Annotated in this window: 14 protein-coding genes; all 14 read left to right on the top strand. The window is 64.2% G+C overall.

Annotated features, from left to right (window positions below; genetic code table 11):
- The first annotated feature begins 82 nt into the window (after positions 1 to 82).
- The 14 genes from F6V25_RS14095 (at position 83) to F6V25_RS14030 (ending at position 15,353) form a co-directional block, all read left to right on the top strand.
- Positions 83 to 1,417 (top strand): dicarboxylate/amino acid:cation symporter, encoded by a 1,335-nt coding sequence (locus tag F6V25_RS14095; RefSeq protein WP_151129201.1) that lies wholly within the window; start codon positions 83 to 85, stop codon positions 1,415 to 1,417.
- 78 nt (positions 1,418 to 1,495) lie between these two features.
- On the top strand, positions 1,496 to 2,773 hold the full coding sequence (locus F6V25_RS14090; RefSeq protein ID WP_151129199.1) for an acetate kinase: 1,278 nt from the start codon (positions 1,496 to 1,498) through the stop codon (positions 2,771 to 2,773).
- A 229-nt stretch (positions 2,774 to 3,002) separates the two neighbouring features.
- Complete coding sequence (locus F6V25_RS14085) at positions 3,003 to 4,430, top strand: sigma-54-dependent transcriptional regulator (RefSeq protein WP_151129198.1); 1,428 nt, start codon at positions 3,003 to 3,005, stop codon at positions 4,428 to 4,430.
- A gap of 275 nt (positions 4,431 to 4,705) precedes the next feature.
- Positions 4,706 to 6,427 (top strand): cytochrome b/b6 domain-containing protein, encoded by a 1,722-nt coding sequence (locus tag F6V25_RS14080; RefSeq protein ID WP_191966200.1) that lies wholly within the window; start codon positions 4,706 to 4,708, stop codon positions 6,425 to 6,427.
- Between the two features lie 35 nt (positions 6,428 to 6,462).
- On the top strand, positions 6,463 to 7,380 hold the full coding sequence (hybA, locus tag F6V25_RS14075) for a hydrogenase 2 operon protein HybA (protein ID WP_151129194.1): 918 nt from the start codon (positions 6,463 to 6,465) through the stop codon (positions 7,378 to 7,380).
- Positions 7,381 to 7,382: 2 nt separating this feature from the next.
- Positions 7,383 to 8,699 (top strand): Ni/Fe-hydrogenase cytochrome b subunit, encoded by a 1,317-nt coding sequence (gene hybB, locus F6V25_RS14070; protein WP_151129192.1) that lies wholly within the window; start codon positions 7,383 to 7,385, stop codon positions 8,697 to 8,699.
- A 29-nt stretch (positions 8,700 to 8,728) separates the two neighbouring features.
- Positions 8,729 to 9,118 carry a hypothetical protein gene (locus F6V25_RS14065; protein ID WP_151129190.1) on the top strand — a complete coding sequence of 130 codons (390 nt, stop codon included), beginning with the start codon at positions 8,729 to 8,731 and terminating at the stop codon, positions 9,116 to 9,118.
- A gap of 70 nt (positions 9,119 to 9,188) precedes the next feature.
- Entirely contained in the window at positions 9,189 to 9,509 is a 321-nt protein-coding gene (locus F6V25_RS14060) for a hypothetical protein (protein WP_151129189.1), read from the top strand.
- Between the two features lies 1 nt (position 9,510).
- The gene (locus tag F6V25_RS14055; protein WP_246167052.1) at positions 9,511 to 11,400 is read left to right on the top strand and encodes a V-type ATP synthase subunit I; all 1,890 of its coding nucleotides are present in this window, start codon (positions 9,511 to 9,513) and stop codon (positions 11,398 to 11,400) included.
- A gap of 51 nt (positions 11,401 to 11,451) precedes the next feature.
- The gene (locus tag F6V25_RS14050; protein WP_149209253.1) at positions 11,452 to 11,664 is read left to right on the top strand and encodes an ATPase; all 213 of its coding nucleotides are present in this window, start codon (positions 11,452 to 11,454) and stop codon (positions 11,662 to 11,664) included.
- Positions 11,665 to 11,819: 155 nt separating this feature from the next.
- Positions 11,820 to 12,383, top strand: coding sequence for a V-type ATP synthase subunit E (locus tag F6V25_RS14045; protein WP_151129187.1), 564 nt, complete (start codon positions 11,820 to 11,822; stop codon positions 12,381 to 12,383).
- A 3-nt stretch (positions 12,384 to 12,386) separates the two neighbouring features.
- Entirely contained in the window at positions 12,387 to 13,349 is a 963-nt protein-coding gene (locus tag F6V25_RS14040; protein WP_151129185.1) for a V-type ATPase subunit, read from the top strand.
- On the top strand, positions 13,346 to 13,669 hold the full coding sequence (locus tag F6V25_RS14035) for a V-type ATP synthase subunit F (RefSeq protein ID WP_149308846.1): 324 nt from the start codon (positions 13,346 to 13,348) through the stop codon (positions 13,667 to 13,669). Before F6V25_RS14040 ends, F6V25_RS14035 begins: the two co-directional genes overlap by 4 nt.
- 67 nt (positions 13,670 to 13,736) lie before the next feature.
- Positions 13,737 to 15,353, top strand: coding sequence for a V-type ATP synthase subunit A (locus tag F6V25_RS14030; RefSeq protein ID WP_151129183.1), 1,617 nt, complete (start codon positions 13,737 to 13,739; stop codon positions 15,351 to 15,353).
- The last annotated feature ends 17 nt before the right edge of the window (positions 15,354 to 15,370 follow it).

The following is a 15,370-nucleotide window of genomic DNA, read 5'->3' as shown; positions in this document are numbered from 1 at the left end:
GAGGGGCCTCCCCCCTGTCCAGGGAATAGACCCGCGGCACGCTTATGCCACGTCCCTAAAACCAATTTGAGAGGGAACCAGGATGAAAGGAAAGAGGATTTACCAGCATCTTTATTTTCAGGTTCTGACGGCAATCGCCGCCGGCGTGCTGCTCGGCTACTACTACCCCGCAAGCGGCGTGGCCATGAAGCCATTCGGCGACGGGTTCATCAAGCTGATCAAGATGATCATCACTCCGGTCATCTTCTGTACGGTCGTGACCGGTATCGCCGGCATGGAGGACATGAAAAAGGTCGGCCGGGTCGGGGTCAAGGCGCTCTTCTACTTTGAAATGGTCACCACGGTGGCTCTTATCATCGGCCTGGCCATCGTCACCGCTATCCAGCCGGGCGCCGGCTTCAACGCCGATGTCAGCAAGATCGACACCAAAGCCCTGACCGCCTTTACCACCCAGGCCCACTCAAGCAATACCGCAGATTTTCTCATGAACATCATCCCCACGAGCGTGGTCGATGCCTTTGCCAAGGGTGACATCCTCCAGGTGCTCCTCTTCTCCATGCTCTTCGGCTTTGCCCTCTCGGCCTTGGGCGAGCGGGGAAAGGTCGTGTGCAGGCTTGTGGAACAGATATCCCATATCCTGTTCGGCATTGTCGGCATCATCATGCGGCTCGCCCCCCTGGGCGCCTTCGGCGCCATGGCGTTCACCATCGGGAAGTTCGGGGTCGGCTCCCTGTCCAAGCTGGGGATGCTCATGGGGAGCTTCTACCTCACCTGCATCATCTTTATCTTCGTGGTACTCGGCACCATTGCCAGGGTCACCGGTTTCAGCATCTTCAAGTTCATCCGCTACGTCAGCGAGGAGATCCTCATCGTGCTCGGCACGTCGTCGTCCGAATCGGCGCTGCCGCGCATGATGTCCAAGCTGGAGAATCTGGGGTGCAGGAAGTCGGTCGTGGGGCTCGTCATCCCCACCGGTTATTCCTTCAATCTGGACGGCACCTCCATCTACCTGACCATGGCCGCGCTGTTTGTGGCCCAGGCCACCAATACCCATCTTACCTGGACCCAGACCCTGACCATGCTCGCCATCCTTCTCCTGACCTCCAAAGGAGCGGCCGGGGTTACGGGGAGCGGCTTCGTGACCCTGGCGGCCACCTTTGCCGCCATCCCGACCATTCCGGTGGCCGGCCTGGCCCTGATACTGGGGATCGACCGCTTCATGTCCGAGGCGCGCGCCATCACCAACCTGATCGGTAACGGCGTCGCCACCGTGGTCGTCTCCAAGTGGGAAAACGAGATGGACATGGAGCGGCTGCACTGCGTCCTGAACCGTGAGGCATGCCCGACGGAGGCCGATGAGGAGGCCCTGGTGGAGGAGGATGCATCTTTTCTTGAGCAGGTGCCGGTTAAAGAGTAAGATAGGGATGGAGCCGGCATTCAATGCATGGGGCGGATGCCCCGAAATTTCTGTGCCGGCAGGGAAAGCGGAGAGTACATGAATATTCTGACCCTGAGTTGCCGGACCCATTCCATAAAATTTCATCTCTTCACGTGGGGCGGCGAGTCGCTGCTTGCGGCGGGGGATGTCAAGCGGGTCGGGCTCGGCGGGACGTCCATCAGCCTGAAGGTGACGGGGCGGGAGAATGAAACCCAGGAGGTGGAGTTTGTCGATCACCGCGGGGCCGTCTCCCTGATCCTCGCCATCTTGGACGATCCCCGGCACGGCATCGGGGACGAAGCGGTACAGATCGGAGCCGTGGGCCACCGGGTGGCCCATGGCGGGGAACAATTCCGCCACTCCGTGGTGATCGACGACCAAGTGCTTGACGCCATCCGGGACCTCCAGCAACTGGCGCCGTTGCACAATGCCGCCAATATCGCCGGGATCGAGGCCGCTGCAGCGTTGCTGCCCCATATCCCCCATGTGGCCATCTTCGATACCGCCTTCCACGTCACCATGCCGGATTTCGCCTATATCTATCCTTTGCCGTACGAATGGTACAAAAAGTTCGGCGTGCGGCGCTACGGGTTTCACGGGCCGTCCCACATCTATCTTTCCCGGCGGGCCGCCATGCTGCTCGGCAAACCGGCAGCCGCCTGCAACCTGATCACCATCCATATCGAGAAGGGCGTGTCCCTGTGTGCCATCAAAAACGGCATCTCCATCGATACCAGCATGGGGCTGACCCCCCTGGAGGGGGCGGTCATGGAAACGCGCAGCGGCGACTTCGACGCCGGCATCACCCCGTTCATCATGCAGCAGTTGAACCTTTCGGCTCGTGAGATGGAGAGCATCCTCAACCAGAAGAGCGGGATGCTGGGCATAACCGGGTTGAATACGGACCGTCGGCATATCCTGGAAGCCGCCTCGACCGGGCATGCCCGCTGCAAGCTGGCCCTGAAGATGGAAGCCTACCGCCTCAAGAAGTATATCGGCGCCTATCTGGCCGCCGTGGGGCCGCTGGATGCCGTGGTCTTCACCACCGGTGTGGCCGAGTGGGAGTGGCTCGCCCGGGAGCTGACCCTGGAAGGGCTGGAATGCTTCGGCATCCTGCCCGACCCGGAGAGAAACCGCGCCGTCCGCTCGGAGCGGGAGGAGGCGCTCATTACCACCGACGCATCGCCGGTCAAGGTCTTTGTCATACCCACCGACGAAGAGCTCGTCTTTGCCCAGGACGTGACCGCCATCCTTGCCGGGGAGTACAGCGACCACCAGCACTACGACTATTCCTTCGCCCGCCCCGATTTCGTCCCCCTCCAGCCTGCGGCATAGACCGCAGGCTGGTCCCCGGCTTCCTGCCCCTGCTATGTTTTTCGCTTTTTTGCGCTATAATTTACTCTGTTGATGGACAGCGATTGCCCGTTGAAACCTTCTCCCCTGGGGAGGACGTCATCCTCCGCCCCCCTGGCCCGCTCCTCCAGGCTGAGGGGACTTTTCGGAAGGGAAGCTCCGGCGCGCGTCGGGCGAGCCCAGGCAACAGCGCCGACCAAAGGATTCATGCATGTCGAACGTCCTGATCATCGATAACGACGATGCGACCGGCTCCGCACTCTGCCGGACGGTGACCGACATGGGGCACGACGCCTCCTGGAGGAAAAACCTGCGGGAGGGGGTGCCGTTGGCCGTCTCCCAGCCGTTCGATGTCGTTTTCCTCGATATCCACCTGCCTGACGGCAACGGGCTCGACCTGTTGCCGGTCATCCAGGCGACCCCCTCCACCCCGGAGATTATCATCATGACCGGGGCGGACGAACCGGACGCCGCTGAAACGGCCATCAAGAGCGGGGCGTGGGATTATGTGACCAAGGGGGCGGCCCCGGAGGAGGTCAAGCTGCCGCTGGTACGGGCGATCCAGTACCGGCAGGAGAAGCTCTACTGCTCCCGGAAGAACGTGACCTCCCTGAAGCGGGACGATATCGTCGGCAGCAGCCGGAAGCTGACCGCCTGCCTCGACCTGGTCGCCCAGGCCGCGGTGAACGACATCCCCATCCTGATCACGGGTGAAACCGGCACGGGCAAGGAACTCTTTGCCCGGGCCATCCACCATAACAGCGGACGGGCGGCGGGCAATTTCGTGGTGGTGGATTGCGCCGCCCTGCCCGACACCCTGGTGGAGAGCCTCCTGTTCGGCCATGAAAAGGGGGCCTTCACCGGCGCGGAACACGGGCGCGACGGCCTGATCCTCCAGGCCCACGGCGGCACCCTGTTCCTGGACGAGGTGGGGGAGCTGTCCGTCTCCGTACAGCGGGCCTTTCTGCGGGTGCTCCAGGAACATCGCTTCCGCCCCCTGGGGGGAAGCCGGGAGGTGGAGAGCGATTTTAGACTCGTGTCCGCCACCAACCGGGACCTGGACGCCATGGCGCAGGGGGGCCAGTTCCGTAGCGACCTCCTGTTCCGGCTCCGCTCCTTTACCATCGAGATTCCGCCCCTGCGCGACCGGGATGGCGACGTCAAGGAGTTGGTGCGCTACCACATGGACCGGCTGTGCGAGCGCTACGGCCTGGCCCACAAGGGGGTTGCCCCCGAGTTTCTCCAGAGCCTGGCCGCCTATGCCTGGCCGGGCAATGTGCGGGAACTGATCAATACCCTGGACCGGGTCATCGCTTCCGCGCGCTACGAACCTACCCTGTTTCCCAAGCATCTCCCCAGCGACATCCGCATCAAGGCGGCCAGGGCCGCGAACGGCCATAAGTGGCAGGGCGACGCCCCTCGGGCTGCCTTCCACGGGCTCCCCCCGCTGCACGATTTCCGGGACGAGACGGTGCAAAGGGCCGAAAACAACTATCTCCACGAACTGATCGCCCTCACCAGGGGGAATATCAACGAGGCCTGCCGCATCTCCGGGCTTTCCCCATCGCGCCTCTATGCCCTGATGAAAAGCCATGGTATCCACCGCCGTTATTTCGATCCCGATGCCGAGGGGGAATGACCCCCGACATCGGGGAGGGGAACAACGCCGCAATTTCCTGCCCGGTAGCACATTTTACTGTTCCGCAGTAATTCTCTTGTCCCGCAAGAAAAAATTCTCCACGCATCGTCGCGCCCCTGTTTTGCAACAATACGAAATGATTCGATAATTTCCCCCCTATTTGCACCGTCCTTTTCGGTACGCCTGATGCTATGGCTAACGGTAGCGGGCCTGCGCCCCAAGTGCAGTTGGGCAGCAGCCGCAACAAACGGATCACGGCAACATGTGGAGGGGCTATGGGAACCAACGGCACGGACATGGCACGGAGATGTTTCCTGGCGGTACTGGCGACGCTGCTCTTTGCGCCCGCTTCCTTCGGCGCGCGGGACAACAGCGAATGCCTCGAATGCCACGGCGAGCAGTCCATCATCCAGCAGGGGGGCGCCCGCCTCTATGTCGATCCGCTGAAATTCGCCGACACCAGTCACAAGGTCGTCGGCTGCACCTCATGCCACGACAGCGTGACCGGCAGGCATCCCGAAGACGGGACCAAGCCCTCACACGCCACCTGCAAGGAATGCCACGACGCGGTTGCCAAGGAGTACGCCCAAAGCCTGCACGGCAGGAATGCCGCCTGCGCCGACTGCCACAACCCGCACCGGGCGCGGAAACCGGCCGATGTGTCGGGTGTGGAGATCAATGCCGTCTGCTCCCGCTGCCACTTGCCTCCGGCGACCCTGAAGAGCCATGAAAAATGGCTCCCCCAGGCGGGACGGCACCTGCATGCCATGCCGTGCATCACCTGCCATACCGGGTCAAAGGGGTATTACATCAACCTGTTTGTGGAGAAGGAGGACCGGAAGGGCGCTTTCCGCCTGGCGACCTACGACGAACTCGCGCGGCTGACCGGCGAGAACGGCATCGCCTCCCTGGTGGATACCAACGGCGACAATTATATCTCGCTCCTGGAGTTGCGGAAATTCAACAAAAAGGCTCGTGACGACGGGATGCGCCTGCGGGGCATGATGATGCCCGAGGTGATGACCCACAGCTACCAGATCCTGGACAATCGCTGGGATTGCACCTTCTGTCACGTCTCCGGGACCAAGGGATTGCAGACCAGCTTCGTCTCCTTCCCCGGCAAGAACGGGGTCTACAGCCGCGTAGCCGTTGAAAAGGGGGCGATCCTGGATGTCCTCTACGGCACCCCCGACTTCTATATGACCGGCGCGACCCGCAGCAAGGGGGTCAGCATCATAGGCGGCCTCATCATCGCCTGCGGGATCGTCATCCCCCTGGGACACGGGTTCATACGCTTCCTGACCCGCAGGAAGCGGGAGCACAACCATGACCAGGCCGCCCATGAGGTCATCGTCTACCTGCAGCCGACACCGGTCAGGATCTGGCACTGGATTCATGCCTTAAGCATCGTCACCCTCTGCGTCACCGGGGTGCAGATCCGCTTTCCCGAGGTCGTCAACCTGTTCGGCAGCTACCGGGCTGCGGTGACGCTGCACAACGTGGCCGGGGTTGTGGTGGCGCTCTCCATGGTGTACTGGATTCTCTATTATGTTGTGATTTCCCATGCCATCGGCAGGATCTACTTCCCCACCGGGGACGAGGTGAGGCACGGGCTCATCCGGCAGGCGGTCTTCTATGCCTTCAACTACTTCCGCGGCAAGCCGAATCCCTTCCACGCCACCCCGGAAAACAAATTCAACGCGCTCCAGAAGACGGCCTATCTGGTGATCATGCTCGTCTTCATGCCGCTGGTGATCGTCACCGGCTTCCTGCTGCTGGATATCCAGCCCCTGCGGAACATGCTGTTCCTGCTGGGGGGGATCAAGCTGATCGACGGGCTGCACTTCTTTGCCGCCTGTTGCCTGTGCGCCTTCACCTTCTTCCATTTTTATCTGACGACTCTTGGCCCCACCCCGTTCTCCGAGATCAGGACCATGTGGACCGGATGGGAGAAGGAGGAGGAACCGGAGGAGAGTGAGCCGTCAACGGCCAAGTAATTTCCGTTCAGGCTGTAAAAGGGAGGTCGAGTGTTATGAGAACGACCAGCAGAAGACAATTTCTCAAGCTGCTCGGGGCAACCGGCGCCGGGCTTCTGGCCGGCCGGCCGTGTGCCGCCGCCCAGGGGAAGCGGGCCGTCAACAATGACGAACTGGGCATGCTCTACGACGCCACGCGCTGCGTGGGATGCAAGGCGTGCATGGCGGCCTGCAAGCGGGTCAACCGAGACTCAGGCGGCCTCGCCTACGAGCGGGCCCCGTTCGATCAGGATAAATTGTGGGATGCGCCGGCCGACCTGTCGGGCAACACCCGGACCCTGATCAAGCTGTACAAGGGACCGCAAAACCACTGGTCGTACATCAAGTACTCCTGCATGCACTGCCAGGAGCCTTCCTGCGTGTCGGTCTGCCCGGTCAGCGCCATGACCAAGGACAAGGCGACCGGCATCGTGGATTACGACAAGAACAAGTGCATCGGCTGCCGCTACTGCCAGATCGCCTGCCCCTTCAGCATTCCCCGCTTCCAGTGGGAACGGAAGGCCCCCCAGATCGTCAAATGCGACCTGTGCCGCAACACCAACCTGCGGGGCAAGGGGATACCGGCCTGCGCCGAGGTCTGCCCCGTGGGGGCCATAACCTTCGGCAGGCGCGGCGACCTGCTGCGGGATGCGCGCGGCAGGATCGACGCCAATGGCAGCCGGTACGTCAACTACATCTACGGCGAGCATGAGGTGGGCGGAACCAATCATCTTTACCTGGCAGGGGTGTCGTTCCCCAGGCTTGGCCTCCCCCGGCTGCCGGCCGAGGCGCCGGCCGAATTCTCCGAACGTATCCAGCACACCATCTACAAAGGGTTCATCGCCCCGGTCGCGCTCTACGGCATGCTCTGCGTCATCGCGCTCAGGAACCGGAAAAAACGGGAGAGCAAGGGTATCCAGGAAGAGGAGGAATGACCATGAAGGAGCACGAACACAGCAAGGAATTCGTCCGGGTACACAGCCCGATCCTGACCAAGCCCTTCTATTTTTTCCTGGCGCTCTCCCTGGTGGGGGTCTACTTCATCATCCTCAGGTTCGTCAAGGGGATCGGGGCGGTTTCCAACCTGAGCGACGGCTATCCCTGGGGGATCTGGATCGCCTACGACGTGGCCACCGGCACCGCCATCGCCTGCGGCGGCTATGCCGTCGCCATCCTGGTGTACATCCGCAACCGCTGGCAGTACCATCCGCTCATCCGCTCCGCCATCCTGACCAGCCTGTTCGGCTACTGCCTGGCCGGCTTCTCGGTCATGGTGGACATCGGCCGCCCCTGGAACGCCTATGGGTTCTTCATGCCGTCCCGCTGGCAGCCCAATTCGGCCATGTTCGAGGTGGCCCTCTGCATCATGGGGTACTGCGTGGTGCAGATCATCGAGTTCTTCCCCTCCCTGCTCTGCGTTCTGGAACACAGCAAGCTGAAATGGCTCCAGAAGGCCATCTACCACTTCCATCCGCGCCACACCCCCCAGGACGAAGCCCTGGTGCGGACAACCGTGGAATGGGTTCACTCGGCCACCGCCTGGTTTCATCCCAAGTTCAACAATATCCTGATCTTTATCGTGGCGCTCGGCCTCGTCCTGCCGACCATGCACCAGTCGTCCCTCGGCTCCCTGATGCTGATCGCCCCCACCAAGCTGCACCCGCTCTGGCATACCGGCTTCCTGCCGCTGCTCTTCCTGATCAACTGCATGTACATGGGGTATGCCATCGTGATCCTGGAATCCCTGGTCTCCTCCTACCTGCTCAAGCGGGAGTACGAAGTAGATGAGTTGTCCGGGCTGGCCCACATCATCCCCTGGCTTGCCGCCGTCTGGCTGTCGGTGCGGTTGGGCGACCTCATCCAGCGCGACCAGGTGGCTCTCATCTTCAAGGGGGACAAGTACTCCCTGTTCTTCCTGCTGGAGTTCCTGCTCCTGGCCGGCGGCTCCCTGCTTCTCTTCGACAGCAAACGGTGGCGGTCGCCGCGCTGGCTCTTCGCCACCGCCGCCATGATGCTCCTGGGCGGCGCCCTGTACCGTTTCAACGTCTACCTGATCGGGTTCATCCCGGGCACCGGGTGGCGCTATTTCCCCTCCTTTGCGGAGTTGATGATCTCGGTCGGCATCGTATCCATCGAAATCCTGGGGTACCAGGTGCTGATCAAGTTTTTGCCGGTGCTCCCCAATCCTCACATGCACCGCGATATCGCCCATGTGAAGCCGCCCAAGGCGGCCCCGGCCGTGGCCAGGGCATGATGCCGACAGGGTGAAAGGATCGTAACGCCATGCAGATACTCCTGTTCGCACGGGACGGGGTCGGCGACCACATCCGCAACGCCGTGACCCGAACCGTGCCTGAAACCGAGGTCTTCAGCGCCATGGACGACCTGGTCAGTCGGTTCCGGTGCCCGTCCGGGGAACCGGTGGTGGCTGTGCTGATCGTCGGCTCCCTGAACGAGCTCGCCGCTCTGCGGCAGATGAAGGGGATACTGCACGATTGCCGCACCGTCCTGGTCCTGCCCGACCGGGAGGCGGAGACCGTGGCGGCGGGGCACCGTCTCCACCCACGTTTTCTCGGGTGCCTGGATGACGACGGGGAGGAGATCGCCGCCGTGCTGTGCAAGATGCTGGCTCAGCAGGAAAAGGACCGGGCGGAACACCGCCCCGGTGGTTGAATAGCCACCGTGCACCGCGATTGCCGCCGGGGCGTCATGGGGAGGATGATGTGTCCACAGGGGAGCCGTCATGGAACAGGAGATCCTGAACACGGTATTTGAGGTGGAGCGGGAGATCCGGGAGATGGTCGCCGCCGAGCAACTGCGAGCGGATGGGGAACTGGCAGCCCTGCGCCGGGAATGCACGGACCTGGCGGCAGGGGAGGAGGTTAGGCTGCAAGAGGAGTTGGCCGCCGGGGTTGCGGCCGTGGAGACGGGCGAGGCGCGCCGGCAGGCCGATGCCGCCGTGACGGAAGCCGAGGCCAGGGCCGGGCGGCTGGCCCGGCTCGGGGACGACCAGCTTACGGGGTTTGTGCAGCAAGGGATCAGGACCATACTACCGGGTGAATGACATGATCGTCGCCATGTCCAAGGTTGAGATCATAGGGCCGATGGAGCTTCTGCTCCCGGCGCTGGACCGTGTCCGGGCCCTGGGGCTGTTCCAGGTGGAACAGGAGATGCGCGGCTTTGTGGACCGGGAGGATGAAAAGGCGTTCCGGTCGGTCCGGCTGGATAAGAAGACCCTGGCGGAACGGTTGTACTTCGACGACCTCCTGGCAAAGATCGACCAGTTGGCCGGCTTCCTCCCCAAGCTGCCCACCCGGTGCAGCTACCTTGAGCCGCACAGCGCCGTGGGGATCGTGGCCGATGTGGTGGACAAGCACACACTCCTGTGCAGCGGGCTCTGCCGCCGGCGGGACGCCCTGGAGGGGGAGCGGGGGGAACTGCTCCGACAGACCGCCTTCCTCGACGCCCTGGAACCGCTCTTCAAGACGGCCGGGGAGGGGACCGACCTCGATTTCATCGGTGTGTCCCTGAAAAACAGCGAGGCGGTGGATCACCTCTACCAGTTGATCGCCCGCCTGACGGGCGACACCTTTGAATTCGTCACGACCAGCGGCCCGGAGGGGGCGATCATCGTGCTCATCACCCTACCGGTCGAGCTGGGGGCCAAGGTTCGGGACGTGCTGAATGGGGAACGCATCCCGGAGTTGGCCTTCCCGGCCTCCTTGGGTCAGCTTCCGTTCCCGGACAAGGTGAGAGCGGTGCGCCGCCGGATCGGCGACATCGGGGGGGAACTCGACCGGGTGAACGCCGAACTGCAGCGCTTTGCCTTCCGCTGGTGGCCCACCTATCAGTGCGTGCGGGAGTGGCTGCTGGACCGCTTGGCCCTGCTCACCACCACCGCGGCCATCCACAAAACCGACCTCTGCTTCTTTATCCACGGCTGGATGCCCTCGCCGGACGTGCCGCGGCTCCGCTCCGCCCTGAACGGGGAGTTCCAGGGGCGGGTGGTGGTGGAGGAGCAGGAGGCCCTGGAAGAGGAGATGGAAGACATCCCCATCGCCATCAGGAACCCTCCCTATTTTCGTCCCTTCGAACTCTTTACGCGTATCCTGCCGCTCCCCTCGTACCGCTCCTACGACCCGACCCCCTTCATCGGCATCTTCTTCCCGATCTTCTTCGGCATGATCCTGGGGGATGTGGGGTACGGCCTGCTGCTTTTGGCCTGTGCCCTGGTCATGCTGAAGCTGTTCCGCACGCGGCGCGACCTGCACGATGCCGCCCTGATCCTGCTGGTCTCCTCCTGCTATGCCGTGGTGTTCGGCTTTCTGTACGGCGAATGCTTCGGCGGGACGGCCGGGGGGTGGCGGCTCCTGGAACAGACCTGCGTCATCGAGCGTAGTCGCTCGATCATGCCGATGCTGGCGTTCTCCCTCTCCATCGGCGTCGCCCACGTCACCCTCGGCCTGTGCTTAGGCTTCTGGTCGACCCTGCGAAGGCGCTTGGTCAGGGAATCCCTGGCAAAGCTCGTGAACATCCTGCTCCTGCTCTGTCTCGCTGCCCTGGCCGTATCCCTGTTCAGCCCCTTTCCACCTCCGGTCAGAAAAAGCCTCAACGCGGCCGTTCTGGTGGCCATCCCGCTCATGCTCCTGACGGGGGGGCTCCTGGCGCCGCTGGAGATGATGAAGAACATCGGCAATATCGTCTCCTACGCCCGGATCATGGCCATCGGGCTCGCCTCGGTGCTCATCGCCCAGGTGGCGAACCGGTTCGCGGGACTGACCGGGGATGTGCTGACCGGTGCCGTGGCGGGCGGCCTGCTCCACCTGATCAATATCGCCCTGGGGATTTTCTCCCCCACCATTCATAGCCTGCGGCTCCATTACGTGGAGTTTTTCGACAAGTTCATGGTCTATGGCGGCCGGAGGTTCGAGCCGTTCAAAAAACCGTCCGGATAGCTGCACTCGGGGCGGTTTGCGGGTTCCTGCGTTCGAAAGGAGGGAATGAAAATGGAAAAGGTATTGCTCGGTTTTGCCGCCGCTCTTGCCGTCGGACTCTGCGCCATCGCCACCGGGTGGGCCCAGTCCCGGATCGGCTCGGCCGGCGCCGGCACCCTGGCCGAGAAGCCCGAGTTGTCGGGAACGATCATCATCCTGCTGGCCATCCCCGAAACCATGGTCATACTCGGCTTCGTGGTCGCCGCCATGATTCTCTATCTCTAAGTGGTTGTTGAAAAACAGCCATCAGGCCTTCGTCCTCGAAAGCCCTTTCGTGCGGCGTAGCGCTGCTACGCCTCCTCAGGGCCTTCTGCGGGTGCGACGATCTGACTATTTTTGAACAACCTGAATTTTTCAACAGCCTGCTAAGGGGGAGCGCCATGGGATACCATGAACTCGTCGCATCGCTGCGGCGGGAGGGTGAGGAACGGGTCGCCGCCATCCGGCTGGCGGCCGCAACGGAGGCCGACCGGATCAGGGGGGATGCCGCCTTGGAGCTACAGGCGCTGCGGGAGAGCTACGCCCGACGCCGGGCGGACGCCGTTGCCGCTGCGGCCGGCAAGCTGGCGGCCGAGGGGCGGCGCCGGGCCGAACGGATCAGGCTGCATGCCGAAAGCTCTCTGGCCGAGCGGCTCTACGCCGTGGCCAGGGCCTCGTTGCCCGAACTGCGAGATGAAGAGTATGCAACGCATTTCGCCAGCCTGGTCGGGGAACTCCTCCCCTGCGCCTGGGAAACGGTGTGGGTCAATCCGGCCGACGTGGCCCTGGCCCGGCGGCACTTTCCCGGCGCCCGCATAGAACCCGACAGTGCCATCTCCGGCGGCCTGAGGGTTGCGGGGGAGGGGGGGCGGCTCACCATCGACAACACCTTTGAAAAACGGCTGGAACGATGCTGGCCCGAGCTCGCCTCCCAGGTGGTGGCGGCGGTCCTGCCCACGGTGTGACCCATGGGGCTCCTGGTCGAACATGGCGGGAGCGGCGTGCCGCTCCCCTACCTCCTGGCGCGTATCATGGGGCGGCGTGCCTACCTGGTGGCTGACTGGCAGCGGGTGCTGGCCGCGGCCGAACCCCTGGCCTCCCTCCCCCCGTCCCCCTATCGCCAGGGCCCGGAGGGGGGGGCGGACGGGGGGCTGTGGGGCGGTCTCCAACGGGAGTTCGCCTGGGTCCACCGCCAGATGGGGCGCAGCCTCCAAGGGATCTTCGAGCCTTTTTTCCTCACCCTGGAACTGCGCACCCTCTTCATGGCGCTGCGCCTCCGGTTCCGGGGGGAAGAGGGACGCACCCTGGAGGAGCTGCTCCGCTTCAGCCTGCTCTGCGCCCCGGTAAAAAGGCTTCTCTGCGAAGGGGAGGACTTGCCGGCAATCCTGGCCGGGGTGGGGGCGCACGCGTCGTTTTGGCCGGACGCGGGGCGAACCTTGCCGGAGATCCTGCGGCGCCAGGGGATGCGGGGGTGTGAGGAGCGCCTGGTGGACGCCTGTCTGGAACATGCGGCCGCTCGTCGCCTCCATCCCGCGGTGACCCTGTTTGTGACCCGGCTCATCGACATGGAGAATTTTGTCGCCCTGGCCAAGCAGCTGCGCTGGAGGATGGGGGAGTCCGGTTTTGTGGCGGGGGGAAGTATCGGTGTGGCGCTCCTCCGGGAGGCGGCCCACGACCGGGAGGGAAGGGAGGCGCGCCGTCTCACGGCCCGCGTGCTGGGGATGGAGCTGGACCCCACCGCCGCCGAGCTGGTCCCGCTCCTGGCGGCCCGCTTGGGTCTGACCCTGCGTCGACAGGGGCGGGAGCCGGACGGGGTCGGCCTGATCCTGGACTACCTCTGGCGGCGTTTGACCGAGACGCGCAACCTGTCCCTGCTCCTCCACGGTAGCGACCTGGAGCGCGAGACCCTGGGAAGGGAGATGGTGCTGTGAAGAAGATCGTCTTCATCACCCCTGGGGATGCCCGGCCCGGCTTCGCCCTGGCCGGTTTCCAGCAGCACACGACCACCGTCGCCGGGGTCGAGGAGGCGTTGCGCAGCGTGCTGGCCGACCCGGAAACCAGGGTGGCGGTGGTGGACGAACGGCTGTTGCCGGGCATGAGCGAGGAGCGTTTCAAGGAGATGGGCGCCCGGTGGCCCGGGGTGTTGGTGGTCCTCCCGGCGCCGGAGCAGAAGGGGGCGGAGAGCGAGGAAGACTACGCCCTGCGTATCATCAGGAAGGCGATCGGGTATCACGTGCGCTTGCAGCGGTAGGGGCAGGAGCGGGACCTATAGGTCTCATAAGACCGGAGTAGCTATCCTCACTGAAAAGGACCTTACCATGGACGGACTCATCACCGGCATATCCGGCCCCACGGTCACCGCAAAGATCGGCGGTGTGAAGCTGTGCGACATGGTCCTGGTGGGCCATGCCGGGCTGGTGGGCGAGGTGGTGCGGCTGGAGGGGGAACAAGCCGTCGTCCAGGTCTACGAGAATACCCTGGGGCTGGGGGTCGGGGAACCGGTCGTGGGGACCGGGGGGCAACTCACCGTCACCCTCGGGCCGGGGCTGGTCTCCACCATGTACGACGGCCTGCAACGGCCCCTGGAACGGGTGCGCGCCGCTGTGGGCCCCTTTATCCGGCCCTGCCGGGATATCCCCCCCCTGGACACCGCCGCGGAATGGCGATTCGAGCCGGACCGGAAGGCCGGGGACGAGGTAGGGGCGGGCGAGGTGATCGGGCGCATCCGGGAGGGGGCGTTCGTCCACCTGATAACCGCCCCGGTACCCGGCAGGCTGGGGGAGGTGCGGTCGGGGAGTTGTACCCTGGCGGAGCCGGTGGCCCACTATGAGGACGGCAGCGGGATCTTTGCCCTCCAGAAATGGCCGGTGCGCCGGCCGCGCCCCTTCCGGCGCAAGCTCCCCCCGGTGCTGCCGCTCGTCACCGGCCAGCGGGTCATCGATTTCCTTTTCCCTATGGTGCGGGGCGGCACCGCCATCTTTCCGGGCGGCTTCGGCACCGGCAAGACCATCCTGGAGCAGACCATCGCCAAGTTCGCCGACGCGGACCTGGTGGTGTACGTGGGGTGCGGCGAGCGGGGCAACGAGATGGCCGAACTGCTGGAGGAGTTCCGCACCCTGAAGGATCAGCGCACCGGCGCTTCGCTCCTGTCCCGCACCATCGTGGTGGTCAACACCTCCAACATGCCGGTGGCCGCCCGTGAGGCGTCCATCTACACGGCCGTCACCATTGCTGAATACTACCGGGACCTGGGGCTGCACGTGCTGCTCCTGGCCGACAGCATCTCCCGATGGGGCGAGGCGCTGCGGGAGATCTCCTCCTCCCTGGAGGAGATGCCGGGCGAGGAGGGGTATCCCACCTATCTCTCGTCCCGGCTGGCGGCCTTTTTCGAGCGCGCCGGGGCGGTGGAGACCCTGAACGGCGCCATCGGCTCCCTCACCATGATCCTCTCCGTCTCCCCGCCGGGGGGGGACTTCTCCGAGCCGGTCACCCAGGCCTGCCTCCGCACCACCGGCGTGTTCCTGATGCTGGACGCCGCCCTGGCCCACAGCCGCCATTATCCGGCCATCAACTGGGCCCAGAGCTATTCCCTCTACGCCGCCGGGGTGACGGGGCACTTCACCGCCCGGGTGGCCCCTGCCTGGGGAGAGATGCAGCAGCGCTGCCGGGAGCTGTTGCAGCGGGAGGAGACCCTGCGGGAGGTGGCGGAGATCGTGGGGGCCGAGGGGTTGCAGGATGGGGACCGGCTCCTGATGATGACCACGGAGCGGATCAGGAACGAGTTTCTCTGCCAGAACGCCTACGGCGACGACGCCTTTTGCGCCCCGGAACGGACGGCGGCAAAGATGGGCGCCATCCTGGCGTTGCACGACCGGGCCGAGGCCGGACTCAAGCAGGGGCTTTCCCTGGACGAGGCGCTGGCGGGCGGGGCGTAATCGTCCCTGACGACACG

The organism is Oryzomonas japonica (assembly GCF_008802365.1).
In the GTDB taxonomy this organism is placed as follows: Bacteria; Desulfobacterota; Desulfuromonadia; order Geobacterales; family Pseudopelobacteraceae; genus Oryzomonas; species Oryzomonas japonica.
This window is presented reverse-complemented; position numbering and strand designations above follow the sequence as displayed.